This is a genomic window from uncultured Winogradskyella sp., from assembly GCF_963975125.1.
Classification (GTDB): domain Bacteria; phylum Bacteroidota; class Bacteroidia; order Flavobacteriales; family Flavobacteriaceae; genus Winogradskyella.
This window is the reverse complement of record NZ_CAXBGB010000010.1, coordinates 20848-45955: the sequence shown is the minus strand read 5'-3', so window position 1 is coordinate 45955 and position 25108 is coordinate 20848. Positions and strand designations below refer to the sequence as shown.

The following is a 25108-nucleotide window of genomic DNA, read 5'->3' as shown; positions in this document are numbered from 1 at the left end:
AATTCTTTATGCTTAGTGTTTTATTTTTTAAAGTATATACTTTATAAATCAATTTTTATTTGCAAATAATGTATAACATTTATCTATGTTTTGCCACTGTTTATCGATTTTTTTTTTCTACTTAACTGATTTGTAGGGCGTTTTGTCGAATAGTAGTATTAATCATTTGCACAAGCGCTATTTAAACACGATTTTTATTAAGCTATTATTTAATTAATCAACCCTCAATGTTTTACACTATATCTAATATAGTATTATTATAGGCTATGCCAGAAACTGGTATTGGTCTTTTTGTATTTGTATTATTTAGTTATGGGATATTGAATTTTAAACTAAACTTTTAAAGATGAAAACAAAAACTACTAATTATTTAAAGAATTGGTTTTTTATACCAATATTACTAATGTCGTATGTTCTAAGTGCACAAGGATCTTGTGATACTAAAGAATCACTGGCAGGAAACACTGTCACGACTAATAGTGGTTTAGCACCAGCTAATCCAATATATTTAGGATTTGGGCAATCATTTATGGTTCCTGAAACTATCGAGGCAAGAGGTATTGAAGTTGAAATGACGCCACATAATGCAACAGGTCCTGTTGAATTTACTTTAAATGTATATGAGGGTGCAGCATCAGGAGCTTTACCGGCTAGCTCTCTAGCTTCTGGTACGTATTCATACGATCCAAATAACGGAGTTGATCCTCTCTCAATGGGTGATGAAGGCGGAGATTTTCTGTTTGATAATCCAGTGACATTAAACTCTGGGACTGATTATTACTTAATTATAACACCAGTATTTGGAGTTGTGAATGTGACTTTTGGAGCATCAAATAATGATCCTTATGCAGATGGTATGATTACATTCTTAACTGCTAGTGGTTTAGTAGCAAATCCTTTTTTTGCTGTTTATGATTTAAGATTTTCAGTTTATGGTTGTGGTACACCTACTTTAGAAGACCTTTGTGATGCAGATTCAGAAGCGCCAGTTTTAAAAGAGATTATAGCTTCTTTCCCATTAACGGATTTAAGCGATGCATCAGGTAATAACAACACTGATATATTACCAGGAGTAAACATTTCTGATACTGATGGTCTTTGTTTAGATAATGCTATCGTAGATAATTTCGATGATATTTCTAATGTAATAAATGACCCAGATCTTTTAAGTATCATAGATAGTTTTGATGTTACTCCTTTAGAAGACAATTTCGATCCTCATAACTTTGGTATAAAACTAGATTTTAATTTATCGTATTTCCCAGCTATTGCGGTAGAATCTGATGGAGCGTTTGAAATAGAGGGTGCCATAGTTAAATCACAAAACTCAGTAGTTACCTTAGGAGCTATTGATAATCCTTATCTTAACTTTTTAGGTGTAGTACTCAATGTTGTTACAGAACAAGTAGGCGTTTTACTCGAGAATGGAGATATATTATATGCTGAGGTTAATGTACCATTAAATGAATGGCATACCGTGGAGGTTAAATATATAGGAGGTGTTGGTAAAATTTTTTTAGACCAAACTTTAGTTTTAACCGTAGATACCAACGCAATTGATGTAGAGAATATAGATATTAGTCAGTTTGATATTAGTCAACTTACTTTAGCAGGAGCATTAGACTTTATAACGCAATATGCGGCTTTAGGAGATGGATATAGTTTTTGTTTAAGAAATATAGAAATTTATAAGTGTATTGAAGGTGCTACGTCAGTGCCAAGTATTACTGAAGAGTGTTCAGTGTCTCTTGTGCCACCAACAGCTTTAGATAATTGTGGAGGTACAATTGTTGGTACTACTATCGATTCTACTGAATATACTATGGCAGGAGATTATGTAGTTAATTGGACTTTTGATGATGGTAATGGTAATATATTAACACTACCTCAAGATGTTTCGGTAACCACTACAACTGAGTCAGATTCAGATGGAGATGGTGTCTGTGATGAATTTGATATTTGTGAAGGTTTCGATGATAATATTGATGTTAATAACAATGGCACACCAGATGGTTGTGATGCACCAGATACAGATAACGAGCCAAGTGATAGTGTCAACTTAGCACTTTTAGATGATGCGACTTTATCAGGTTCTGTCTCAAATGGTCGTGGTACACCATTGGCTATATTATACGATCCATTAATAGAAGATTATCGTATTATAACCAAATGGAATGAATATGGCGTTAATTATCAAGAAAATCTGGGACGACCAGATGCAGATAATGGCTTTTTCTGGAGAGTAGATTGGGATACACCAAAAGCAGTTAATTATATAACTATTGGAGGTACGTATGCAAATCAGCCACAACCAAATGCGTTATGGAGAGTTAGTTACCTTTACAATGGTGACTGGACGACTTTAGAAGAAGGCCAAGGCGGTTGGATAGATAGTGGTATATACGAATGGGATGGTACAAATTCACCACCTTTAGTAGCAGATGCAATGCGTATTCAAGTTTATAGCGATGGAAATAGTGATTTAGTAAGTATTCACCTAAGAGGACGTGGAGGTATATCTACTAAAATTAATGATAGTGCTACAACACCTAAGGCTACACTTTTTATGTATTTACCACCATCAGGTTCGCCAGTTGCTGATTTTACAGTAGCAAAAAACATGCTTGATGTAGATTTTGATGCTAATAATTCTACAGACGATGGTAGTATTGTTAATTATGCATGGGACTTTGGTGATGGTAATACAGCATCAGGAGTTTTGGCATCACATACGTATGCAGCATCAGGAACTTATACGGTGACTTTAACAGTTACAGATAATGATGGTCAAACAGGTGTTAAGACTAAAGTAATCACAGTAAGTGATGGTAATGCGGATAATGATCCGGATGATAGTATCAACCTAGCACTGTTAGATGATGCAACCTTATCAGGTTCAGTTTCTAATGGACGTGGTACACCAGACGCTATTTTATATGATCCTGCAATAGATGATTATTTTATTAGAACCGATTGGAATGAATACGGAGTTGCTTTTAATGAAAATCTTGGGACACCAGATGCAGATAATGGCTTCTTGTGGCAAGTAGATTGGGAGACACCAAAATTAATGAACTACGTTACTATTGGTGGAACGTATTCAAATCAACCACAGCCAAATTCGTTATGGAGAATTAGTTATCTTAATGATGGATTGTGGACCATTTTAGAAGCAGGCCAAGGAGGTTGGATAGATAGTGGTATTTATCTATGGGACGGTAGAAACGGACCAGCGTTAACTGCAGAAGCCTTACGAGTGCAAGTTTACAGTGATGGTAGTAACGATTTAGTAAGTATTCATCTTAGAGGTCGTGGAGGATTGTCAAATAGAATTGATGATAGATCTACAACGACTAAGGCTACACTTATTCAGTATTTACCAGCTTTAACACCAGCAGAAATACGTAATGCAGTAACTAAAGATGAGATGAGAATATCTCCAAACCCATCTTCTGGTAAAACATTGCTTAGCTTTGAAGAAGCAAAAGACATCGAAGCGATAGAGATTTTTGATCTCACAGGTAGGTTAGTTCAACAGATCAAAGGTGGTAAAATAGATAAAGATGGTAAACAGATTTTTGTTTATGGATTACCTAATGGTATTTATAATATTAAAGCCATTGCAAATTCTGGAATGTTATACCAAGCAAAACTGATAATAAAGCAATAATAAGTTTAGCTCTAATAGGTTTAAAGCCCAATAGATAATCTTTATCTATTGGGCTTTTTTATTGCTCACTAGAAATGTGTATAATAAATAATGGAATAGAGTGAGAGAATTACCTGTCGGTGATTCTTCGCAGTTGAGCTATACAATAGTAAAACCTACAAAACTGCGTTTTGTTTATGGGTTTTTTTATGCTTTTGTATTTTTGAGCGAGCTCAAATACAAGGCATAAAAAAACCCAGAACATCCATTCTGGGTTTACTACTGTAGCGAGAACGAGAATTGAACTCGTGACCTCCGGGTTATGAATCCGACGCTCTAACCAACTGAGCTACCTCGCCATTATTGCGGCTGCAAATATAAAAACAAATTCTACGACAACAAACATAACATTCTAAAAAAATAATTTTTAATTTAAAGTTTTGAATTGACCCATAATTGTATATATTGAGCATATAATATAATGCATCTATGGACGATAAAGTAAAATATGAAATGGAGTTTGTGATACACGCATCACCAGCTCTTCTATATACATATATATCAACACCTTCAGGCCTATCAGAGTGGTTTTCCGACAATGTAAATTCTCGTGGCGAACTATTTACTTTTATTTGGGATGGCTCAGAAGAGCAAGCTAAATTATTAAGTAAAAAGAATGGAGAGCGCATTAAATTTAGATGGCTCATTGATGATGAAGACGACGCATCATATTATTTTGAAATCCGCATCCAAGTTGATGAGATTACTAAAGATGTTTCTTTAATGGTTACCGACTTTGCAGAAGAAGATGAAGTGGAAGAAGGTAAAATGCTATGGGCTAATCAAATTTCTAGTCTTAAACAAGTTTTAGGTTCTGCTTAACAAGTAACTAAATTATCTATTATATATTTGTCTCGATTTATTTAAAAAATTAAATAGAGACTTTTCTATGGTGAATTTTAACGGAACTCTTCTACCTCAAACAGATTCAAAAATCCCAACTCATAACAGAGGTTATAAATATGGAGATGCACTTTTTGAAACTCTAAAAGTGGTTAATGGTAGAATCTTCTTTTGGGAAGATCATTATTTTAGACTCATGTCATCAATGCGTATTCTAAGAATGGATATCCCAATGAGCTTTACCATGGAATTTCTTGAAGCTGAAATTATAAAAACGGTTGAAGTCAACGAATTATTAAACACAACAGCTCGAGTACGTCTAAATGTAGATAGAGGTGAAGGAGGTAAATACTTACCTACTGATGATGCAAAAATAAATTTCAATATTGTTGCAGAACCAAATTCTAATCCATCTTATACTATAGATACAGATGCTACTTGCGTTGTAGATTTGTATAAAGACTACTTTGTGGCTCCTGGCTTATTATCGGGATTAAAATCTAATAACAAAGCTATTCAGATAATTGGGAGTATTTATGCAAAGGAAAATGACTTTGATAATTGTTTGTTACTCAACACAAATAAAAACGTTATTGAAGCTTTAAACGGTAATCTATTCTTAGTTAAGGCTGATAGGATTAAAACGCCTCCATTGGAAGATGGCTGTCTTAAAGGTGTGATGCGAAAACAAATCTTGGAACTATTAGTTAAGGATGTTAATCTTTTTGTTGAAGAAGCTTCAATTAGTCCTTTTGAGCTTCAAAAAGCTGATGAGCTGTTTATTACGAATGTGATTAAAGGTATTGTGCCTATTACTCAGTATCGTAAAAAAACTTATGGAACTGATTTTGCTCAAAACGTTGTTGCGAAGTTGAATACGAAATTAAGGCTTCAATAAAAGTAAAGCCGTACACATATCTATATGTCATTAAGTGAAGAACTAACAATAAACAGATTGCTTCGTGCCTCGCAATGATGTGTTTAATTATAGCTAGGGTTCTCGGGTGCGTTAGACCATATACTATAATCACCACCAAGTTCTAACATTTTTTCGCGCCAAAAGGAATTATATGGCTTTGCTATAATATCGTTATTATAAACATTTTTAGAAACTAACCAAGCGTTAGACTGAAGTTCATTATCTAATTGTTGCTCGTCCCAGCCAGAATAACCTAGAAAAAAGCGTATATCGTCTTTTGATATCTTATCTTCATTTATAAGATCTAAGACGACATTAAAATCTCCTCCCCAAAAAATACCGTTCGATATTTCAATACTATTTGGTATTAACTCAGGTGATTTATGGATAAAGTAAAGGTTGTCTTGTTCTACAGGGCCTCCATTATAAACTGTAAACTCAGATTCGGTGCCATCAATTAGGTCTTTAAGATTATAATCTAAAGGCTTGTTTAAGATAAACCCAACAGATCCTAACGCATTGTGATCTGCTAAAAGAATCACAGCACGATTAAATGATATGTCACCGATTATGGACGGTTCAGCAATTAATAAGTTGCCTTTTTCGGGTTTGGTCATTGTTTTATCAGCATTATAGACTACTAAATCTATAGTTTTTTTCTTAAATAAGCAACTCAAACCTCTTAAAATTAGAGTAAAAAAAAGCCTGCTCATTGAGCAGGCTCTGTATTTTAAACAAAAAATGTCTTAGTTTACAGCACTACTTAAGTCAGAACCTGCCTTAAATTTCACTACATTTTTAGCTTTAATCTTGATAGTCTTTCCAGTTTGTGGGTTTCTTCCATCTCTTGCAGCTCTTCTAGATACTGACCAAGAACCAAATCCTACTAAAGATACTCTGTTGCCTTTTTGTAAAGATCCTTCGATGTCTACTAATAAAGAATCTAATGCTTTTTTTGCAGCTGCTTTTGTAATTCCAGCATTCTCTGCCATACCATTGATTAAATCTGTTTTGTTCATAAATGTTAAATTTAAATTGTTAAAAAATCGGTTTTTAAATAATAGTTGTTAAAAATCCGTACACAAAATTATTAGGAATATTAAGCTACGCAAGTAATAGCAAGGCAAATAAGGCATTTTGTTGATAACTTATAACATTTGTTAATAAAGAGAATGTATTTCATCGGGTTTTTTATTTAACCAATGATAATAAGGGTTTACAGCAGTTTTGCTAATTCAGAAAATTGAAACCCATTTAAGAGTGGTTTTACATCCATTTTCCGTTTTCCTGGGAGTTGTATTTCTTTAATATTAATGTAACCACCTTCACATGCAACTCTTAATTGATCTTTAGAAGCAATAATGAGTCCGTTAGGATGTTTGTGGCTGTATATATGTTTTTCGATTGCATAGAGTTTTACCATCAATAACTCATCATCCTTATTATCTAGATAACACCAAGCCGTTGGAAAAGGGTTTAGTCCTCTAATTTTATTATATATGGTATCTATGGATTGAGACCAATCTATTTTACAGTTATCTCTATTAAGTTTGTATGCCGTTTTTAAATCTTTAGATTGAGGCTGAATAGTTGTTGATACTGAATCTGATTCTATCAGTTTCAGAGTCTTAATTACCAGTTCACTTCCAATTGTCATTAAATCATCGTGTAGTTCTCCTACAGTAGTAGCTTTTTCAATGATAGCATCATTGCTTAAGATAATAGCGCCAGTATCAATTTTTTCGTCAATAAAAAATGTGGTGACACCAGTTTTAGTCTCATCATTAATAATAGCCCAATGAATTGGAGCAGCTCCTCTGTAATCTGGTAATAAAGATGCATGTAGGTTAAACGTACCATATTTTGGCATTTGCCAAACCACTTTAGGTAACATTCTAAAAGCAACTATGATTTGCAAATTGGCATTTAAAGAACTTAGTTCTTCAATAAAGGTCTCTGCTTTTAAATTCTTTGGCTGTAATATATTTAGATTATGCTTTAGAGCAAATTGTTTTACTGCAGACGCTCTTAACTTCTGTCCACGACCTGCTGGTCGATCTGGAGCCGTTATAATACCAACCACATTATAACCATTATTAAGGAGTGCTTTTAAAGTTGCCACAGCGAAATCTGGTGTGCCCATAAAAACAATTCGTAAATCGCGCTTCTTTGTCATGTAAGTGAATAGGTATTAGCTTGTGTTATTTTAATTTTTTTAATTTCCATCAATTCTGAAAGACTATGTATCAGTTCTTGTTCAGAACATTTTATGATTTGTAATAATTGTCGCGAAGATAAATCTTTACCTTTTAAATTTTTTAAGATAAGATTTGAAATACTAACTTTATTAGAATAACTTATTCCTGAATTTTTATTTAGACATACTGAGCATTTTCCACAATTAGTACTAGTCTTTTCTCCAAAATAAGCCAACAACTGCTGGCTTCTACATACCGAATCATTTTTAACATAATTAAGAACAGCTTCAATCTGTTGATGCTTCAATTGATGTTGTTGTTCTATAGTTTTAGCAATAGGGTTGATTGTAATATCATCTTCTCGTGGTGTTAAATATGTGATTTCAGAATCTGTGTTTGCCATTTGTAGGTTAATAATTTCATCTTTTTTTAAACGCTGTAATTGTTCTATAATTTGCTTTTCTGGTAGATTGGATTTTTGAATAATGAGACTAAGATTCACTTTTGTTTCATAATCAAAAATACCGCCATAGGTTCTCAATAAAATTTTAACTAATGTATTTAAATCTAAATGCGTTTCTAAATACTGAAATAACGCTGCATTTGTTGTAATAAATTGAATCTTCGTTCTAAAATTAAAATGTTGAGTTAGCGTAATAATCGCATTTCTATCGAGTATTAATAAAGCGTTGTAAGTAATGTTGGCCTTTAATTTATATGTATTGCAAAATGATTTAAAGTCGAATTGATGTGTGCTGTCCGCACCTTCGCCATAAGGAATTTGAAAATAGTTGCACAACTTATTATATACTGTTTTTACAAAGTCAACAGAAGGAAGTGAGCTTAAAAACTGACTTCGAAGGTGATCTTCATCAATATGTTGTTTTAAAATAATGGCATAAGCCAATTGACCATTTCTACCTGCTCTACCTGCTTCTTGATAATAACTTTCTAAACTTTCTGGTAAATTAAAATGAATTACGGTTTTTACATTAGCCTTATCAATTCCCATTCCAAAAGCGGTAGTGGCAATCATAATTTGTTTTTGGTCGTTGGTCCATTGATATAAACGTTCTTGTTTTTCCTTATTGGTAATGCCGCCATGGTAGAAGGTCGTAGAGAAGCCTTTTGCACTTAAATAATTATGAATGTCTGTGGTTGCTCTTCTATTTCTTACATATATAATAGAAGCCCCTTGGTGTTTTTTTAAAATATATTCTAGCTGATAAAATTTATCATCTGTATGAATAACACTGAAAGCAATATTAGGTCTTGCAAAAGATGCTTTGTAAGTTTTTGGATTAACAAAATCGAGATTATCTATAATATCTTCAACCACATTGTGTTTTGCCGTCGCTGTTAATGCAATACAATTAACATGCGGATGTATTTGTCGTAAGACATTAATGTTTTTATAGGCTGGTCTAAAGTCATTTCCCCATTGACTAATACAATGCGCTTCATCAACGGCAATTAGATTGACTTGCATTTGCTGAACACGTTCTTGTACTAAAGGTTGTAGTAAGCGTTCTGGAGAGAGGTATAAGAATTTATAGTTACCATAGATGCAATTGTCTAATTGCGTGTCTAAATCTTTGTAAGCCATGCCCGAAGTTAATGCAATTGCTTTTATGCCTTTTGCTTTTAAAGTATTTACCTGATCTTTCATCAAAGCAATTAAAGGAGAAATGACAATACAAATACCATCTTTAATTAGAGCAGGAACTTGAAAACAAATCGATTTTCCACCACCTGTTGGTAATAAAGCAAAGGTATCTTCATTATTTAAAACCGAAGTAATAATGTCTTCTTGTAATGGTCTAAAGGAAGTGTAATTCCAATACCGTTCTAAAACTTCTATAGGATGCATTACTGCAAATTTAAGGACTCTAGAACAAAATCTGCTCTGTTTTTAATACTACCAAATGGGACATCTATTAATTTATAGCCAAAACGCTTGTAAGTTTCTAACAAATGCTGATGTATTTCGATGGCTTCTTCAAAACTTTCATAGCGCTCACTATCGCTTTTAAAGATGTCTTGCCAAGGAGCTAAAACAAAGATATAATCGTATTGGTAAACTTCACAAGCTTTTACAAAATATTCAGGATAAGTGTCACCAATATAATCCAAATAGGCTAAGACATCTGGTAAGCCTCTATCTAAAAACACAAAAGATTCAGACTCTTTTGTAGCATCTAAGAATTGTTGTGTTCTGCCTTCTAAAAGTTTTCTACTAAAGAGTAGAGGTTCTGTAAGAAACATTTGCTCGATGCCATCTTTTCGGGCTTGTAAAGTCACTTGTCTAGAGATTTCATCATAACATAAAAAACCATGCGCTTTCAAATGATTAATGATTGTTGTTTTCCCTGTTCCAGGACCACCAGCTATGACGATTTTCTTTGGATTCAAATTGGCAATATTTTTGCAGTAAAATTCGTGATAAAAAATTAGACATAAAAATGTAAAGTTAAACGTATCTTTGCAACTGAAAATTTTTAATATGGACAGCTCTAAAAAAACAGACGAATTTTACGATAAGCTAAAGTCACAATTGTACGATACTGCACTTTGGCCAACAGAATATTTATATAAATTCATTGTAGTTTCTAATGGTACAGGAATTAAGGACATTGAAGATCTTTTTAATGATTTAGGTGCGGTTATAAACACCAACGAATCTAAGAAAGGGAAATATACAAGTGTTTCCATAAATGTTAGAATGAAAAATCCAGAGGAAGTTATTACTAAATACAAGGAAGTTGCAGAAAATGTAGATGGAGTAATTTCCCTGTAAAATTTATTACATCCTTCGTATTTTTTTGTACTTTGCAGCAAAACCTAAAGACTGCGGGTTTTAAAATTATTTACTACACATTTTACAATTTTGATTGACGATATAGAATACAACACAGAGCGCGAACATTTAATTATTCCAGAATATGGACGTCATCTTCAAAAGATGATTAATTATGCCAAGTCGCGAGAAACAAAAGAAGAACGTAATAAAGTTTCAAAGGCAATTATCTCAGTAATGGGAAATCTACAACCACACTTAAGAGATGTGCCAGATTTTCAGCATAAGCTATGGGATCAATTGTTTATCATGGCTAATTTTGAATTGGATGTAGACTCTCCATACGATAAGCCAGAGAGAGAGGTATTACAAGCCAGACCAGAACCTTTAAGTTACCCTCAAAATTTCCCAAAGTATCGTTTTTATGGAAATAACATAAAAACGATGATAGATGTGGCTGTAAGTTGGGATGAAGGTGAGCTAAAAGAGGCTTTAAAGTTTACGATCGCTAACCATATGAAGAAATGCTTCCTTAATTGGAACAAAGATACAGTTGAAGATGATGTGATTTTTAATCACTTATTTGAACTTTCTAATGGAAAATTAGATCTTAAGAATAGTGATGAAGAGTTAAGTGATTCTTCTAGTTTGATGCGCACTAAAACTAAGTACAGTAATAGTAGAAGCAATACCAACAAAAAGAGTAATAATTCGAATAAGAAAAAATATTCCAGCAACAGAAAACGTTACTAGCAACGTATGGGAACATTTAAAATAGAAGGAGGCCACCAATTAAAAGGGAAGATACAGCCTCAAGGTGCTAAAAACGAAGCATTACAAATTTTATGTGCAGTACTCTTAACTGCCGAAGAAATTAAGATAGACAATATCCCAGATATTATTGATGTAAATAAACTCATTGCTTTATTAAAAAAGCTAGGAGTAAAAATTAATAAACTAGGTAAAGGGTCTTATACGTTCAAAGCCGACCAAGTCAATTTAAAATACCTAGAATCTACCGAATTTAAAGAAGACGGAAAAGGATTGAGAGGTTCTATAATGATTGTAGGTCCTTTATTAGCACGTTTTGGAAAAGGGTATATCCCCAAACCAGGTGGAGATAAAATTGGTCGTCGTCGTTTAGATACACATTTTGAAGGCTTTATTGCCCTTGGTGCAAAATTCCGTTACAATAGAGAAGATTTATTTTACGGAGTAGAAGCAGATAAGCTCAAAGGAACTTACATGCTTTTAGATGAAGCTTCTGTAACCGGAACAGCTAATATTGTTATGGCTGCAGTTTTGGCTGAAGGCACAACAACAATTTACAATGCTGCTTGCGAGCCTTATTTACAGCAACTTTGTAATATGCTTAATAGAATGGGAGCCAAAATTTCTGGTATTGGCTCTAATCTAATAATCATTGAAGGTGTAGATAGTCTTGGTGGAACTAAACATAGAATGTTACCAGATATGATTGAAATTGGTAGCTGGATTGGTTTAGCTGCCATGACAAAAAGTGAATTAACAATTACGAATGTAAGTTGGGACGATTTAGGTTTAATACCTAATGTATTTAGAAAAATAGGTATTACCGTAGAACGTCAAGGAGATGATATCCATATACCAGCTCATAAAGATGGTTACGAAGTACAAAATTTTATAGACGGTTCTATTCTAACAATAGCAGATGCTCCATGGCCCGGATTTACTCCAGATTTATTGAGTATTATTTTAACAGTTTTAACCCAAGCAAGAGGAAGTGCAATTGTACATCAAAAAATGTTTGAAAGTCGCTTATTCTTCGTTGATAAATTGATCGATATGGGAGCGAAAATTATTCTTTGCGATCCACACAGAGCAACCGTTATTGGTCATGATTTTAAATCGACATTAAAGGCTACAACTATGACGTCTCCAGATATTAGGGCAGGAGTATCCTTATTAATTGCGGCATTATCTGCAAAAGGAACTTCAATAATTCATAATATAGAACAGATTGATCGTGGTTACGAAAATATTGATGAACGTTTAAGAGCTATCGGAGCTAAGATTGAACGTTTAGATGGGAATTAAATATAGAGTTTAGACTGTTTCGCTTTTAGAATCCTGAATTTAGACGAGATTAGCAAAAATAAAAGCTTCAAGTTTATCTTGAAGCTTTTAAAGTTTTTGGGTATAATACTTTTTTACATGGTATAAAAATACTGTTCACTAGCAATTTTCCCATCTTTTACTTCATATACACAAACCTCCTCCATTTTCTGTCTTCCTCTTTCTTTAAATGTGCAATCAAAATCCATTTTAGCGGTAAAAAAGTTTCCTGCAACTACTGGTTCGCTTATACTGCTTGCATGAAAATCTTCAACGCTCTCTAACCAATCCTTGCTTTTATTCCAAACATTTTGTCTTCCAGAAATGACTTCACCAGGCATTCCAGGCATTTCTTTACTAACTACATTTTCTGCATAGAGTTCGTTAATGCATTCCAAGTTTTTTCCTTGTTCACACATGTCTTTCCATTTTTTTGCAACATCCCAAGTATTCATATTGTTTTAATTTTAAATTAGTGCATTTAAGTTAGTTAAAACTTTATTGTATTATCTTAAATTAATGTTAGAGTTTTATTGTGATGGCATGTAAAAAGCTCTGATGACTAATCAGAGCTTTTAAAATTGTTTACAGAAATGGTTATTCAGTAAAGACGTAAAACGTCTTATTTACAACAACGTTACAAATTTTGTTTTATTGTGTAAAATAGTTAAAAAAATAGAAAATAATTTATATTACTGTTAATTAAGTGCGGATTTGTAAGTTTCTAAGCAACGTTTTCGAGCCATTTTATGATCTACTATCGGTTGAGGGTAGGTGAGCTCTTGATAATCTGGAACCCACTTTTTAATATACTCGCGATTTTTATCAAACTTCAAAATCTGTGATGTTGGGTTAAATATTCTGAAATATGGAGCTGCATCTACTCCAGAGCCAGCAACCCATTGCCAATTACCAACGTTACTTGACATATCGTAGTCGTGCAGTTTTTCTGCAAAATAGGTTTCTCCCCAACGCCAATCAATCAAAAGATGTTTGCAAAGAAAACTACCAACTATCATACGAACACGATTATGCATAAAACCTGTTTCATTTAACTCACGCATACCAGCATCTACGAATGGATAACCAGTCTTACCTTCACACCATTTTTTAAATTCGACTTCATTATTTCTCCATTCAATTCTGTCGTATTTAGATTTAAAGGATTCTTTTGACGTGTTTGGAAAATGCCATAAGATTTGCATAAAAAACTCGCGCCATATCAATTCTTGCCAAAAGATTTCATTTTCTTCTGCAATGGCTTTTTTTACCATTTTACGAATGCTAACTGTTCCGAAGCGTAAATGTGGTCCTAAATGTGATGTTGAGTCCTTAGCAGGAAAATTTCGAGTGTCTTCGTAGTGTTGAATTAAAGTTGGAGTAACCTTATAAGGTACAATGTGTTGTGCCGATTTTTCAAAGCCAATGTAAGATAAGCTCAAATTTGGTAAAGCATTGTCTTTTATGAAATTATTGAAATAATCTTCTGGATGGGATATTTTAAAATCTATAGTTTTAAACTTTTCTTTCCAAGTGTGCATGTAAGGAGTATAGACAACATAAGGTTTACCGTCTTTTTTTACAACTTCATTTTTTTCGAAAATGACCTGATCTTTATAGGTTTTATACTCAATATTATGCGTTTCTAATAATGATTCGATTTCTTTATCACGTTCAGCTGCATAAGGTTCATAATCATGATTTGTGTAAACCGTATCAATTTCGTAATTTTTAATTAATTGTTTGTATATAGAAATTGGTTTGCCATAAAACATGGCAATACCACTCTTGTGATGATCTTGTAGTGTTTGCCTCATGTCTTGAAGCGTTTCATAAATAAAACTAACACGAGCATCATCTTTTGGTAATTTTTCTAATATTTCGGAATCGAAAATGAAAATTGGAAGTACAGGATATTCGGCTTTTAGAGCATTATAAAAACCTATATTGTCATCTAACCTTAGATCTCTTCTAAACCAGAAGATGTTTATTTTTTTACTCATGCTTATATAATTACAGTGGCAAACTAAACTTGTCTATGTGTGTATGAATATGTCACAGAAAAGATTGGCCTGTCTGCTCCAGATAAGATTTTAAATCCTATTTAATCTGGCGCTTTTGTTTTTAAGTTTGCAAGACTTGAAAAAGACTTCCATCCTTGCGTAACAGAAATTGATAATTTTTGGTTTTATGTAGTGTATATATTTTTATGTTTAATCTAATTATATAAAACGACGTAGCCGTTTAGTGATGTAGCAATGCAAAGCCAAATAATGTAAGGAATAAGTAGATATTTTAGTTTACTTAATTTTTCATCACTACAACTGATAAAGAAATAGGATATTACTAGTGTTAAGGCAATGATTGTAGCTAATCCGAAATGAGTTAATTGTTGATTAAAAAATATGTAGTTCCAGCTTATGTTTAGCAATACCGCTATACTATATACTATAACTACAAATCTTGACTTTCTAATAGAGAATAAAAACGTTAGATAAATCGAAAAGCATAACATTATTGTTGTCCAAGCGGCACCAAATACCCAACCTGGTGGAGTCCATGGAGCTTTATTCAAACTGGCGTACCATTCACCAGTTACGGCATCTCCCATAGACCAACTACCAAGTGCTAGTCCACCGAAATTGATAATAAGAAAAAGTATAAATAGATAAATTTTTTTCAAATCACTTTTGCTTTAAAATTTCAATTTGAGCAATAATTTTTTCAGCTTCAGCATACTTTTTATCACTTTCAGATCTATTAGTGGTAGATAGTCTATGCCACTCTGCCATTAACTTTTCGTACTGCTTTTGTAGCTTATCTAACTCAGAGGTTTTTTTAAATAATCCGAACATTTTATTTTTATTTTAAATAGGATCTAATTCTAGAATTCATAGATTTAGTAATAGAGTAGAAGTAGTCGTAAAAACGAGCCATCTTCATCTACTAAGTATTTCTGAAAATTCCACTTTACTTTAAAGTTTTGCTTATCATTTAATGCTTTTTTAGTCAGCCATTCGTATAAAGGATGTTGATTAGATCCTTTGACATCTACTTTCTCTGTAATTAAGAATGAAACACCATAATTGACTTAGCAAAATTCTTGAATTTGATATGAGTTGCTAGATTCTTGCTTACCAAATTGGTTGCAAGGTACACCGATAACAACAAGCTGATCCTTGTAAGTGTCTTGCAGTTTTTGTAAATCTTTGTATGAGGAGTAAAACAGCACTTAGACGCTACATTAACGAAGAGTGTTTTTTTTCCTTTAAATTCAAACAAAGCAATAGATTCTCTTTGTAAATTATTTATTTGAATGTCGTAAATAGGATGTGATGCTTTTTGCACAACATCATTATCGGTTGTAGAAATAGTGCCAATAAAAGCTTTTAATAGATTCGTTAATTATAAGTTTAAAGCTTACAATACCACAATCTATTTCAAAAACTAGACCAGGTAAATGATGCGGCCTATGTTTACGACTTTACAATAATAAGAAAGCAAAGATTAAGACAATTGATGTCTTTACCTTTGCTTCCGACAATCACTATTAATCGTTCATTGTTTATGATGCTGTTAAAGGTCTACCCTTTAAGCGCTTTTCTATTTTTTGTTTTATAACAGTAAGACGCTTCATTAAATCCATAAGTTTAGCATCTTTATCTTTTTTATATAATTCGTTTACTGCTAAGATTAAATCTTTAGCTTCTCTTGCAGCTACAATTCTGTCGCTTGTTGTTTTAAAAGAAAACTTTCTGTTTTCAAATTCTATAGCTTTTTCTAATGTATCCATAGCTTAATTGTTTAAATAGTTTTGTAATTCTGAAATTTTTGAAGCGGTATTAAATTCGCCTCCATAATATGTTGTTACTGTAGATGATGTATCATCTTGTACACCTCTCGAAGATACACATAAATGTTTAGCATCAATAATTACAGCAACATCTTCTGTTTTTAAAACAGTTTTAAGTTCATTTGCAACCTGATTTGTTAAACGTTCTTGCACTTGAGGACGCTTAGCGTAATATTGCACAATTCTGTTTAATTTTGAAAGTCCAATAACCTTACCAGACGATTTGTAAGCAATATGTGCTTTTCCAATAATTGGCACAAAGTGATGCTCGCAATTAGAATAGAATGTAATATTCTTCTCCACTAGCATTTGATTGTATTGGTACTTATTATCAAACAATGCTATTTCGGGTTTATTTTCTGGGTCTAAACCAGAGAATATTTCTTCGACGTACATCTTAGCCACTCGATCTGGTGTGCCTTGTAATGAGTCGTCAGTTAAGTCTAAACCAAGTACATCCATTATTTCAGAGAATAAGATAGAGATGCGCTTTTTCTTTTCATTGTTAGATATGTCAAAAGCATTAGCTTTCATTGGTGTGTCTAAACTTGTAAATAAATGGTCGTCACCAATGTTTTCTGAAGTAAATCCATTGAGTTTATGACCATTTGTTTTGGAAATTGTTTCTGTATTCATAGAATCTTTTTAATGTGCTGTCTTTAAGTACTCCAAGCTTAAATCAAAGCACGTGTTAACGTCTTGTACTAGAGTTGTTATATATTTTCTTAATTAAGCAAATTATTTGTGCTTATCAAAGACTTTGTTATTGTTTGTCTTTATATCTAAATGGTCAATTTCTATACCAAACTATAAAAACTACCAATTATAGTAATTTCAATTCAAATTTACTAATGTTTAATTTATTATTAATAATGTTAAACAATTATTAACATTTAATAACTTAAATTTAGTCGAAAAAAACCGCAATTACTTTCAAAAACAAGAGATTATATTTAGCTGTTTTGCAATCCTCATCACTACACTTCTCGTCATTCACCAACTTGCAGCTAATTTAAACAAGAATAGCATTGGAGAGAATAACTGCTCTAACTACAATATCTGTAATAGCATCCATTTCTTTACTTTTAGTTACTCCTATAATTGAGTATTATTAGTTTACAATATTGCGAATAATCGTTTAAATTTTTAATTATTGATAAGCAATAAAGTGTTTTCAAAATATATAAAATCATTCTTTTTAAGAATTTATTAACATATATAGCTTAGCTTAAGTCGTAATTTTATAGCAGTTTAAAAACAAAACACTTAACACTTAACAAAATGAAGAAATTTGTACTCTTTGTATGCGCTTTAACTTTAATGTTTTCTGCAAATGCACAATTAGAAACACCACAACCTAGTCCTTTTAGCAAAGTAGAGCAGAAGGTTGGATTAACTGACGTTACTATTGAATATTCTCGCCCTGGTGTAAAAGGAAGAAAAATATTTGGTGGATTAGAAGCTTATGGAACTGTATGGAGAACTGGCGCTAATGCTAATACCACAATAGATTTTAGTGATGATGTAACCATTGGTGATAGCACTTTAAAAGCTGGTAAATATGCTATGTTCACAAAGTTAGAAGAAAAGACTTGGGAAGTAATGTTCTACACAGATACTAATAATAGTGGAGTGCCTCAAAATTGGGATGATACTAAAGTAGCAGCAAGTATGAAAGTTAACGTAAACGAAATTCCTTTTAACGTTGAAACTTTTACTATAGATATTAATAATATCACAGCCAGTGGTGGAACAATTGATATGATTTGGGAAAAAAGTTATGTGGCTATTCCTTTTTCCGTCCCAACAGATAAAAAAGTTTCTGCTAGTATAGATAAAATTATGGCTGGTCCTTCCGCAAATGATTATTATTCAGCCGCTGTTTATACTTTATCTACGGATAAGAATTTAGATAAAGCAATGGACTGGATTGATAAAGCTGTTGAATTGACAAAAGATCAACCTCGTTTTTGGTATTTAAGACAACAATCATTAATCCACGCTGCTAATGGTGATAAAAAAGGGGCAATTGCAGCTGCGAAAAAATCTTTAGAAGGAGCTGAAAAAGCTAAGAATAACGCTTATATTAAAATGAATACAGACTCTCTAAAAGAATGGGGCGCAATGTAGGTTTTAGCTATTAGTGCTATTAGCTTTTTGCTAATTAAATATAAGAAGCGCAACTCAATGAGTTGCGCTTTTTATATACATCATTGCCTGCATTCCGATTATTATCGGCGTCGTGGAGATCTGATGAAATTGAAAATACTCTAAATTTTATATCTCGGGAATCATGCTTTTTCGCATAATGTGGTAATCTATTAATGAGATTGTATGCCATGCTCGAAATGACATTCCAATTTTTGATTTCAAAGCCTATATTCTAAAGAATTGTTTAGACCAATGAGTTTTCTTATAGTTTCTAACGTGGCATAAGTTCAAAATTCGTGACTAGACTCTTAGTTTTACCAGCTCCACTAACTCTTTAATTAATGATTTTAGAGCTAATTACGTCAACTTTTTAGGTAATAAGAGTTGTAGAAGGTGTGCAACAAAAATGACAACCACACAGCCAAATAGATTTAGCCATAAATATGGCATCCAATCGTACCACCAACCAATCAAAACGACAAATTGTGTAATTAAGGCTGCTATAAATACTGCATTACCTTTAATGTGTTTAAAAAAGAAGGCTAGTAAGAAAATACCTAATACATTTCCATAAAAGATAGAGCCAATAATGTTTACTAACTGAATTAAGTTTTCAGCAAGATTAGCAAAACAAGCAATTATAATGGCTACAATTCCCCAACCTAGCGTAAACCATTTGGTCATTTTTACAGTATGTGCTTCACCTTTGTCTTCTTTTAGGTTTCGTCCGTACAAATCAATAGAAGTAATGGTTGCCAAAGCATTAATCTCAGAAGCTGTAGATGACATTGCTGCAGATAAAATAACGGCTAATAATAAGCCAATAAGCCCTTTAGGTAAATTGTTTAATATAAACCGAATGAACATGTAATCTCTGTCATTGGTTTGAGTATCTTTTGCAGAGTCTTTATACAGAGCGGTTAACTCTGCTGATTTTTCGAGATAAGCTTCGCTTTCAGAATTAGATTTTAGCGCTTCCACTTCTTTTTGAAGTGTATTGTAATCTGAAGTATATTCAGGATCTACCGCTTTTTTGATTAAAAATTTAGATTCTAATCGATACGATTTTTCAATACTATCTAATGCAAAAAGTTGTTGCTTAGTAGCTGGATTTTCATTTTTAGAATACGCTAGACTTAAGGTTTGTTTATCTGAAAATAAAGCCTTTTGCTTTTCTTGAAGCGTTCTGTAGTCATCACCATATTCTGAAGCTAAAACAGTTTGTGTAGATGCATCAATAAAGTTTAATGGAGCTGGATTAAATTGATAAAATACAAATACCATAACACCTACCAATAAAATGAAGAATTGCATTGGTACTTTTAGCAAACCATTAAACAGTAATCCCATTTGCATTTCTTTCATGGATTTACCAGAAAGGTAACGTTGCACCTGGCTTTGGTCTGTTCCAAAATAAGACAACATTAAAAATGTACCGCCTATGAGTCCTGTCCAAACTGTATATCTATTTTCTAGATCGAAAGAAAAATCTAAGACTTCCATTTTGCCAGTTGCACCTGCAATATCTATTGCATCTGTAAATGAGACTTCTTCGGGAATTAAATCTATGATAATAAATAGAGCTGCAAGCATCCCAGCAAAAATCACAAACATCTGCTGTTTTTGAGTTACGGTTACTGCTTTTGTTCCACCAGAAACCGTGTAAATTATAACTAAAACACCAATGACAATGTTTAGTGTCACAATATTCCATCCTAATACAACAGAAAGTATAATAGCAGGTGCGAAAATGGTAATCCCGGCAGCTAATCCACGTTGAATTAAAAATAGAATAGCTGTAAGACTTCGTGTTTTTAAATCGAACCGATTTTCTAAGAATTCGTATGCTGTATAAACTTTAAGACGATGGTATAGTGGTATAAAGACTAGGCAAATTATGACCATAGCAATTGGGAGTCCAAAATAAAATTGAACAAAGCCCATGCCATCAGAAAATGCTTGACCTGTTGTTGATAAGAACGTAATAGCACTCGCTTGAGTAGCCATTACAGACAGACCTATAGTCCACCATTTAGATGTATTACCACCTCTAACATAATCCTGAACATTCTTACTACCTCTTGTTTTCCAGGTGCCGTAACCTACTATTGTGGTTAAGGTGGCAATTAAAACGGCCCAGTCAACCCAGTCTAAAGTTTGCTGCATAGTTTTATGCGAATGATGCTGTTATAAAGTAAAAGAGTACAATGTATAAGGCGTTAGCAATTAGAACAATAGTGTACATTTTGTTCCATTTCTGTTTTAGTTGTGGTTGGTCTTGGTTGTGCATATTAATCTGTAGTTAGTTTTTAAGTTGTGTTTTATCTTCTTTGCCTGCAGAAAGAAGATTGGCAAATAAGCGGTAAGCTCCAGAAACACCTGCCGGAAATTCTCTAAAGAAACTCAAGCCAGTATAGATGTAATTCCCTTTTCCGTATTTAGCAATTAGTAAGCTTCCCTCTTTTGGGTTTTCTCCTTTATCATTCATTGAGAATAGTGGTGTATATTCTTCGGACCATTCGCTAGGGAAATACAAGCCGCGTTCCTGAACCCAGCCATCAAAATCTTGAGATGTAATTTTGTTAGGGAAATTTAGAAGCGGATGGTTTGGATCTAAAATTCGCACTGAAGCTTTTTCTTCGGTCACTCTATCATAAGATATTTTTAGTTTATAAGGAGCTTGTGGATCTGCACCACCTCGTCTTACAGTCTTGTTATACTGTACAATAAGATTACCACCGTTATTTACATATTCTAGAAGAATTATTTGCTTAAACTCTAATTCTGGTACTGTTTTATAAGCTCTTGCGCCTATAACAATAGCATCAAAATTTACTATATTTTCAGTGGATATTTTATCTGGTTTAATGATGGTTACATTATAGCCAATTTGACGTAAACTTTCAGGAACCACATCACCAGCTCCTTTAATATAGCCTACATTATTACCACGTTTTTTTATGTCTAAACGCACAACTTTGCTTTCACTTGGTATTAAAACCGTTTGAAACGGAATGTGTGCGTAATCAATTTCAATTAACTCATCAGTAAAGAATTCGCCATCTACATTTACCATAGGAGTAATTAAACCTTCACTTTTATTCTTTGGAGGGATTACTGTAAATACTACTTTTTGTATATCCCCTTTATTGGCAATATCTACCTTTTGCTTTTGCGGATACACACTCCAATCGTTTGGGTATGCCATTTGTACATAACCATCAATATTATCTCTACCAGCTTTTACAATGACTTCGATTTCTTTTTGTTGGTCGTTTTCAAAAATGAATACTTTATCACTTATGGTCGCAGAAACTTCAGGAATAATTTCGAACGGTCTGTATAATTCGCCTTTATCGAGTTTAGAATAACGATAAACAACTGGTTTAGTAATTGTAATAGGTGTACTTTCAATATTGAGGTTAAAATCAACAAATACTACTCTTGGTGTTTCTGGTAAGCCAATTAAATCTTGATATTCTACATGGTACATGCCAAGTGTACTTTTAGTATTCAGCCAATATGGCGCTGTGTAGGCCATATTATTTGGGATGGTAATGCCTTCTTCAAAATTTAAAAGTTGATTTTCTGGTAATTCCATATTTTTTTCAATACCATTTTGAAGTGTAGATAGGTTATATGATACTAAGCTGATTTGAGTATTACTTCTATTTAAAACTTCCATTTGAAGTTTTACAGCAGAGTTAGGTGAAGCATGCGGTGTATTTGCAGAAACCTCTAAATATAAACCAGCACTGGCTTCTATTATAGCTTTTAGTTCTTTGGTTTTAATAGTTCTCCAATGCTCATTTTTTACAATTTGAAGTAATTTATATGCTTCTAAAAGTTGCGGGAGGTGAGATGCTGGGTTTATAAAATTGAATTCAGTTTCAATTTTGTTGAGAATATTACCAACTGCTTGTCCACCTTCAATACGATTCCAAGAGGTATCAATACCTGCGAAAATGTTGTTACTTTCGTCTAAAGGTTCACCTTTTAAAAATTCTATATATTCTTGTTGCCTACCGCGTTGAGACAAACGACCAAAACCTTGGGATAAATGTTGGCTGCTGGCCAAAGATGCAATTTCGTTATTAGAAAGACCTTTGATTGCTGAATACACACCAATATCAAAACTGAGCATATTGGTTTTGTCTATTTTATCAAATGCTTCTCGACTTCCGTAACGCCACCAAGAGGTATTGTAAAATAAGCGTTTAGATTGCCACGTTTCGGTTAGCTCTAGTTGCGAACTGTATTTTGAAGCATCACTAGCTAAATTAAAAGCTTCTAGGCTCAACATCGCAGAACTGGTATGATGACCATGTGTACGACCAGCTCTTCTGTGATCGAAACGATTGATAATTATATCTGGCTTAAATGTTCTTATAGCCCAAACCACATCAGAAAGCACTTCATCTTTATTCCAAATTTCTAAGGTTTCGTCTGGATGTTTAGAATAGCCAAAATCATTGGCTCTTGTAAAGCGTTGTTCGCCACCATCAACACGTCTTGCAGCTAATAGTTCTTGTGTTCTAATCACGCCTAAAAGTTCTCTAATTTCGGATCCAATTAAGTTTTGTCCTCCATCACCACGCGTCAGCGATAAATATGCTGTACGTACTTTAATTTCATTAGACATATAAGAAATAAGCCTTGTGTTTTCATCGTCTGGATGTGCAGCAATATAGAGCACTGATCCTAAAACATTAAGTTTTTGAACGGCTTCGTAGATTTTGGAAGAATTAAGTTTATTGGGTTGTTGTGCTGTTAATGAAAATATGACGCCTATAAAAAGCAAAAGACAGAGTCTAATCTGGTACATTGAGGTTATTAGTTAGTTGCTCTCCAAATATAAGAAAGTATCTTACTTATGACCGTTTTTTAGGTTTTGTTTAACGTTGGATTAAATGTTCGCTAAATATTTATTAAAGCCATTTCTTACGCTTAAAATAGAAGAGCATTGCAACAAAAATAAGAATCATAATTCCCCAAAGCACATAATAACTATATTTGAAATGTAACTCTGGTATGTTATCAAAATTCATCCCGTAGATACCTGCGATAAAAGTTAGTGGAATAAAAATAGTTGCAATGATGGTTAAGACCTTCATCACTTCATTCATTTTATTACTAATTGTAGTCATGTACATATCCATTAAACTCCAAATCATTTCTCGGTAAATATCTATGTTTTCTGACACTTGAGATAAATGGTCGTAAACATCTCTAAAATAAGTGATTGTTCGCTTGTAGATTAATGGGTGTTCTATTTTTTCGATGCGATTAATTACTTCTCGGAGTGGGAATATGGATCGACGTACCTTTAGTATTTCTCGCTTTAATTGTTGCACTTCTACATTAATATTTTCTTTCGCTTGGCCTGCGAATAAATCGGTTTCTAAATCCTCAATTTTATTACCTAAGATTTCCACTATACTAAAATAATGATCGACTACAGCATCTATTAAAGTATAAAGTAGGTAATCGGATTTTAGAGTTCTAATTCTTCCTTTGCCCAGTCTAATGCGATCTCTAACGATATCAAAAACATCACCTTCCGATTCTTGAAATGTTAAAACATAATTTTTGCCTAAAACAAGACTGACTTGTTCTATGGCAATGTTTTCATCTTTGTCGTAATAGAGCATTTTTAAAACTACGAATAAATAACATTCGTACTCATCTATTTTTGGTCGTTGTGAGGTGTTAACAATATCTTCTAATACTAAAGGATGTAAACCGAATTGTTCCCCAACACGTTCAATCTCTTCTACATAATGTAAGCCATTGATGTTAATCCAAGTTACAGTATCTGTATCTTTATAAGAAACAGCATTTTCAATATGTTGAAGTATGTTTTCTTTAATAGTATCTTTATTATAATCAAAAGATTGAATTTGAAGCTTGTTTCCTGATTTTTTACCTGTATAAACTAGTGTGCCAGGAACCTGTCCAACATGTTTTTTGTAATTCTGTGTACGCTTTTTTGCTGTTTTCTTCATAACTTAGAGAATACTACTATCATCCAAAGCATCCTTTTGCAATAAAGTTACTGCTTTTTGAAGAATAAGATTATTTGGATATGTGACCAAATCCCCATTGTCGTCTTTTAGGATTAATTGAAAAGCTCTAATGTCTTCGATAATGGCTTCTAAAGGATAATCTTTATCATGAATCTTTATTTTATCTCCTACTTTATATGGAAAAGAGAAGAACATTATAACACCAGAAGTTATGTTACTAAGTATAGACCAAATAGCAAAGAGTCCAATACCAATTACGGCAAAAACGGAAGAAAAAACAACTGTAATTTGGCTCGTTTCTGCACCTAAAATAAAGGCTTCAACCAAAATAGCAATAAGTACAAGTGTAACTGTTACATATCTGCCAATGAGGCCAGCTCTAGCCTCTGTAGTTCCGCTTTTTTTTCCGATTTTTTTTACTGTTAAAACAATAATAGCTCTAATTATTGTTAATATAACTAGTAATATAGCCGTGTAGATGATTTCATCTTTAAAATTAGAATAAAATTCACTCATGT

The 25108-nt window shown here is 32.9% G+C and carries 22 protein-coding genes, 1 tRNA gene and 1 pseudogene; 7 read left to right on the top strand and 17 right to left on the bottom strand.

Annotated features, from left to right (window positions below; translation table 11 throughout):
• Positions 1 to 346: 346 nt before the first annotated feature.
• Entirely contained in the window at positions 347 to 3670 is a 3324-nt protein-coding gene (locus AAC053_RS02930) for a PKD domain-containing protein (protein WP_339752576.1), read from the top strand.
• A gap of 264 nt (positions 3671 to 3934) precedes the next feature.
• On the opposite strand, the gene AAC053_RS02925 is transcribed toward AAC053_RS02930, so the two are convergent.
• Positions 3935 to 4008, bottom strand: a tRNA-Met gene (locus AAC053_RS02925).
• A 130-nt stretch (positions 4009 to 4138) separates the two neighbouring features.
• Between AAC053_RS02925 and AAC053_RS02920 the strand changes: the two genes are divergently transcribed.
• Positions 4139 to 4531, top strand: coding sequence for an START-like domain-containing protein (locus AAC053_RS02920; RefSeq protein ID WP_339752573.1), 393 nt, complete (start codon positions 4139 to 4141; stop codon positions 4529 to 4531).
• 67 nt (positions 4532 to 4598) lie between these two features.
• The gene (locus AAC053_RS02915; protein ID WP_339752571.1) at positions 4599 to 5450 is read left to right on the top strand and encodes an aminotransferase class IV; all 852 of its coding nucleotides are present in this window, start codon (positions 4599 to 4601) and stop codon (positions 5448 to 5450) included.
• Between the two features lie 83 nt (positions 5451 to 5533).
• On the opposite strand, the gene AAC053_RS02910 is transcribed toward AAC053_RS02915, so the two are convergent.
• The 5 genes from AAC053_RS02910 to AAC053_RS02890 all read right to left on the bottom strand — a co-directional run bounded on the left by AAC053_RS02910 (position 5534) and on the right by AAC053_RS02890 (position 10081).
• Positions 5534 to 6088, bottom strand: a complete 555-nt coding sequence (locus AAC053_RS02910) for a YqgE/AlgH family protein (protein WP_339752581.1) — start codon at positions 6086 to 6088, stop codon at positions 5534 to 5536.
• 129 nt (positions 6089 to 6217) lie between these two features.
• Positions 6218 to 6490, bottom strand: a complete 273-nt coding sequence (locus AAC053_RS02905; protein WP_008271173.1) for an HU family DNA-binding protein — start codon at positions 6488 to 6490, stop codon at positions 6218 to 6220.
• Positions 6491 to 6687: 197 nt separating this feature from the next.
• Positions 6688 to 7647, bottom strand: coding sequence for a methionyl-tRNA formyltransferase (gene fmt / locus AAC053_RS02900; protein ID WP_339752563.1), 960 nt, complete (start codon positions 7645 to 7647; stop codon positions 6688 to 6690).
• Complete coding sequence (locus AAC053_RS02895) at positions 7644 to 9539, bottom strand: RecQ family ATP-dependent DNA helicase (RefSeq protein ID WP_339752560.1); 1896 nt, start codon at positions 9537 to 9539, stop codon at positions 7644 to 7646. The genes fmt and AAC053_RS02895 overlap by 4 nt, the downstream gene beginning before the upstream one ends.
• A complete protein-coding gene (locus AAC053_RS02890) occupies positions 9539 to 10081 on the bottom strand; it encodes an ATP-binding protein (RefSeq protein WP_339752557.1) in 543 nt (180 codons plus the stop codon). The genes AAC053_RS02895 and AAC053_RS02890 overlap by 1 nt, the downstream gene beginning before the upstream one ends.
• 91 nt (positions 10082 to 10172) lie before the next feature.
• Between AAC053_RS02890 and AAC053_RS02885 the strand changes: the two genes are divergently transcribed.
• The 3 genes from AAC053_RS02885 (at position 10173) to murA (ending at position 12542) form a co-directional block, all read left to right on the top strand.
• Positions 10173 to 10466, top strand: coding sequence for a DUF493 family protein (locus AAC053_RS02885; RefSeq protein ID WP_339752554.1), 294 nt, complete (start codon positions 10173 to 10175; stop codon positions 10464 to 10466).
• A 90-nt stretch (positions 10467 to 10556) separates the two neighbouring features.
• Complete coding sequence (locus tag AAC053_RS02880; protein ID WP_339752551.1) at positions 10557 to 11219, top strand: DUF4290 domain-containing protein; 663 nt, start codon at positions 10557 to 10559, stop codon at positions 11217 to 11219.
• 6 nt (positions 11220 to 11225) lie between these two features.
• A complete protein-coding gene (gene murA / locus AAC053_RS02875) occupies positions 11226 to 12542 on the top strand; it encodes a UDP-N-acetylglucosamine 1-carboxyvinyltransferase (RefSeq protein WP_339752548.1) in 1317 nt (438 codons plus the stop codon).
• 113 nt (positions 12543 to 12655) lie between these two features.
• Here murA and AAC053_RS02870 read toward each other — a convergent pair whose 3' ends face one another.
• The 7 genes and pseudogenes from AAC053_RS02870 to folE form a co-directional block, all read right to left on the bottom strand.
• Complete coding sequence (locus AAC053_RS02870) at positions 12656 to 13015, bottom strand: SnoaL-like domain-containing protein (protein ID WP_339752545.1); 360 nt, start codon at positions 13013 to 13015, stop codon at positions 12656 to 12658.
• Positions 13016 to 13258: 243 nt separating this feature from the next.
• A complete protein-coding gene (locus AAC053_RS02865; protein ID WP_339752542.1) occupies positions 13259 to 14563 on the bottom strand; it encodes a deoxyribodipyrimidine photo-lyase in 1305 nt (434 codons plus the stop codon).
• A gap of 215 nt (positions 14564 to 14778) precedes the next feature.
• The gene (locus AAC053_RS02860; RefSeq protein WP_339752539.1) at positions 14779 to 15243 is read right to left on the bottom strand and encodes a TspO/MBR family protein; all 465 of its coding nucleotides are present in this window, start codon (positions 15241 to 15243) and stop codon (positions 14779 to 14781) included.
• Between the two features lies 1 nt (position 15244).
• Complete coding sequence (locus AAC053_RS02855; RefSeq protein WP_339752536.1) at positions 15245 to 15415, bottom strand: Lacal_2735 family protein; 171 nt, start codon at positions 15413 to 15415, stop codon at positions 15245 to 15247.
• A 7-nt stretch (positions 15416 to 15422) separates the two neighbouring features.
• Positions 15423 to 15932: pseudogene (locus AAC053_RS02850) on the bottom strand (glutathione peroxidase).
• A 193-nt stretch (positions 15933 to 16125) separates the two neighbouring features.
• Entirely contained in the window at positions 16126 to 16353 is a 228-nt protein-coding gene (locus AAC053_RS02845) for a hypothetical protein (protein WP_339752533.1), read from the bottom strand.
• A gap of 3 nt (positions 16354 to 16356) precedes the next feature.
• Positions 16357 to 17049, bottom strand: a complete 693-nt coding sequence (folE, locus tag AAC053_RS02840) for a GTP cyclohydrolase I FolE (RefSeq protein WP_339752530.1) — start codon at positions 17047 to 17049, stop codon at positions 16357 to 16359.
• 645 nt (positions 17050 to 17694) lie between these two features.
• Here folE and AAC053_RS02835 point away from each other — a divergent pair.
• Positions 17695 to 18543 (top strand): DUF2911 domain-containing protein, encoded by an 849-nt coding sequence (locus AAC053_RS02835; RefSeq protein WP_339752528.1) that lies wholly within the window; start codon positions 17695 to 17697, stop codon positions 18541 to 18543.
• A gap of 378 nt (positions 18544 to 18921) precedes the next feature.
• Here the strand turns inward: AAC053_RS02835 and AAC053_RS02830 are convergent, their stop codons facing one another.
• The 4 genes from AAC053_RS02830 to AAC053_RS02815 all read right to left on the bottom strand — a co-directional run bounded on the left by AAC053_RS02830 (position 18922) and on the right by AAC053_RS02815 (position 25106).
• Positions 18922 to 20730 (bottom strand): sodium:solute symporter, encoded by a 1809-nt coding sequence (locus AAC053_RS02830; protein ID WP_339752525.1) that lies wholly within the window; start codon positions 20728 to 20730, stop codon positions 18922 to 18924.
• 136 nt (positions 20731 to 20866) lie between these two features.
• Positions 20867 to 23389 carry a PIG-L family deacetylase gene (locus AAC053_RS02825; RefSeq protein WP_339752524.1) on the bottom strand — a complete coding sequence of 841 codons (2523 nt, stop codon included), beginning with the start codon at positions 23387 to 23389 and terminating at the stop codon, positions 20867 to 20869.
• A 103-nt stretch (positions 23390 to 23492) separates the two neighbouring features.
• The gene (corA, locus tag AAC053_RS02820; RefSeq protein ID WP_339752522.1) at positions 23493 to 24569 is read right to left on the bottom strand and encodes a magnesium/cobalt transporter CorA; all 1077 of its coding nucleotides are present in this window, start codon (positions 24567 to 24569) and stop codon (positions 23493 to 23495) included.
• 3 nt (positions 24570 to 24572) lie between these two features.
• A complete protein-coding gene (locus tag AAC053_RS02815) occupies positions 24573 to 25106 on the bottom strand; it encodes a mechanosensitive ion channel domain-containing protein (RefSeq protein ID WP_339752520.1) in 534 nt (177 codons plus the stop codon).
• Between the last annotated feature and the right edge of the window lie 2 nt (positions 25107 to 25108).

Excerpts from the sequence above, each read along its gene's own strand:
- AAC053_RS02845 (WP_339752533.1), bottom strand. The coding sequence starts at position 16,353 with ATGGATACATTAGAAAAAGCTATAGAATTTGAAAACAGAAAGTTTTCT.
- AAC053_RS02835 (WP_339752528.1), top strand. The coding sequence starts at position 17,695 with ATGAAGAAATTTGTACTCTTTGTATGCGCTTTAACTTTAATGTTTTCT.
- AAC053_RS02870 (WP_339752545.1), bottom strand. The coding sequence starts at position 13,015 with ATGAATACTTGGGATGTTGCAAAAAAATGGAAAGACATGTGTGAACAA.
- corA (WP_339752522.1), bottom strand. The coding sequence starts at position 24,569 with ATGAAGAAAACAGCAAAAAAGCGTACACAGAATTACAAAAAACATGTT.
- fmt (WP_339752563.1), bottom strand. The coding sequence starts at position 7,647 with ATGACAAAGAAGCGCGATTTACGAATTGTTTTTATGGGCACACCAGAT.
- AAC053_RS02815 (WP_339752520.1), bottom strand. The coding sequence starts at position 25,106 with ATGAGTGAATTTTATTCTAATTTTAAAGATGAAATCATCTACACGGCT.
- AAC053_RS02905 (WP_008271173.1), bottom strand. The coding sequence starts at position 6,490 with ATGAACAAAACAGATTTAATCAATGGTATGGCAGAGAATGCTGGAATT.
- AAC053_RS02885 (WP_339752554.1), top strand. The coding sequence starts at position 10,173 with ATGGACAGCTCTAAAAAAACAGACGAATTTTACGATAAGCTAAAGTCA.
- AAC053_RS02915 (WP_339752571.1), top strand. The coding sequence starts at position 4,599 with ATGGTGAATTTTAACGGAACTCTTCTACCTCAAACAGATTCAAAAATC.
- AAC053_RS02855 (WP_339752536.1), bottom strand. The coding sequence starts at position 15,415 with ATGTTCGGATTATTTAAAAAAACCTCTGAGTTAGATAAGCTACAAAAG.
- AAC053_RS02865 (WP_339752542.1), bottom strand. The coding sequence starts at position 14,563 with ATGAGTAAAAAAATAAACATCTTCTGGTTTAGAAGAGATCTAAGGTTA.
- folE (WP_339752530.1), bottom strand. The coding sequence starts at position 17,049 with ATGAATACAGAAACAATTTCCAAAACAAATGGTCATAAACTCAATGGA.
- AAC053_RS02930 (WP_339752576.1), top strand. The coding sequence starts at position 347 with ATGAAAACAAAAACTACTAATTATTTAAAGAATTGGTTTTTTATACCA.
- AAC053_RS02830 (WP_339752525.1), bottom strand. The coding sequence starts at position 20,730 with ATGCAGCAAACTTTAGACTGGGTTGACTGGGCCGTTTTAATTGCCACC.
- murA (WP_339752548.1), top strand. The coding sequence starts at position 11,226 with ATGGGAACATTTAAAATAGAAGGAGGCCACCAATTAAAAGGGAAGATA.
- AAC053_RS02910 (WP_339752581.1), bottom strand. The coding sequence starts at position 6,088 with ATGACCAAACCCGAAAAAGGCAACTTATTAATTGCTGAACCGTCCATA.
- AAC053_RS02895 (WP_339752560.1), bottom strand. The coding sequence starts at position 9,539 with ATGCATCCTATAGAAGTTTTAGAACGGTATTGGAATTACACTTCCTTT.
- AAC053_RS02825 (WP_339752524.1), bottom strand. The coding sequence starts at position 23,389 with ATGTACCAGATTAGACTCTGTCTTTTGCTTTTTATAGGCGTCATATTT.
- AAC053_RS02920 (WP_339752573.1), top strand. The coding sequence starts at position 4,139 with ATGGACGATAAAGTAAAATATGAAATGGAGTTTGTGATACACGCATCA.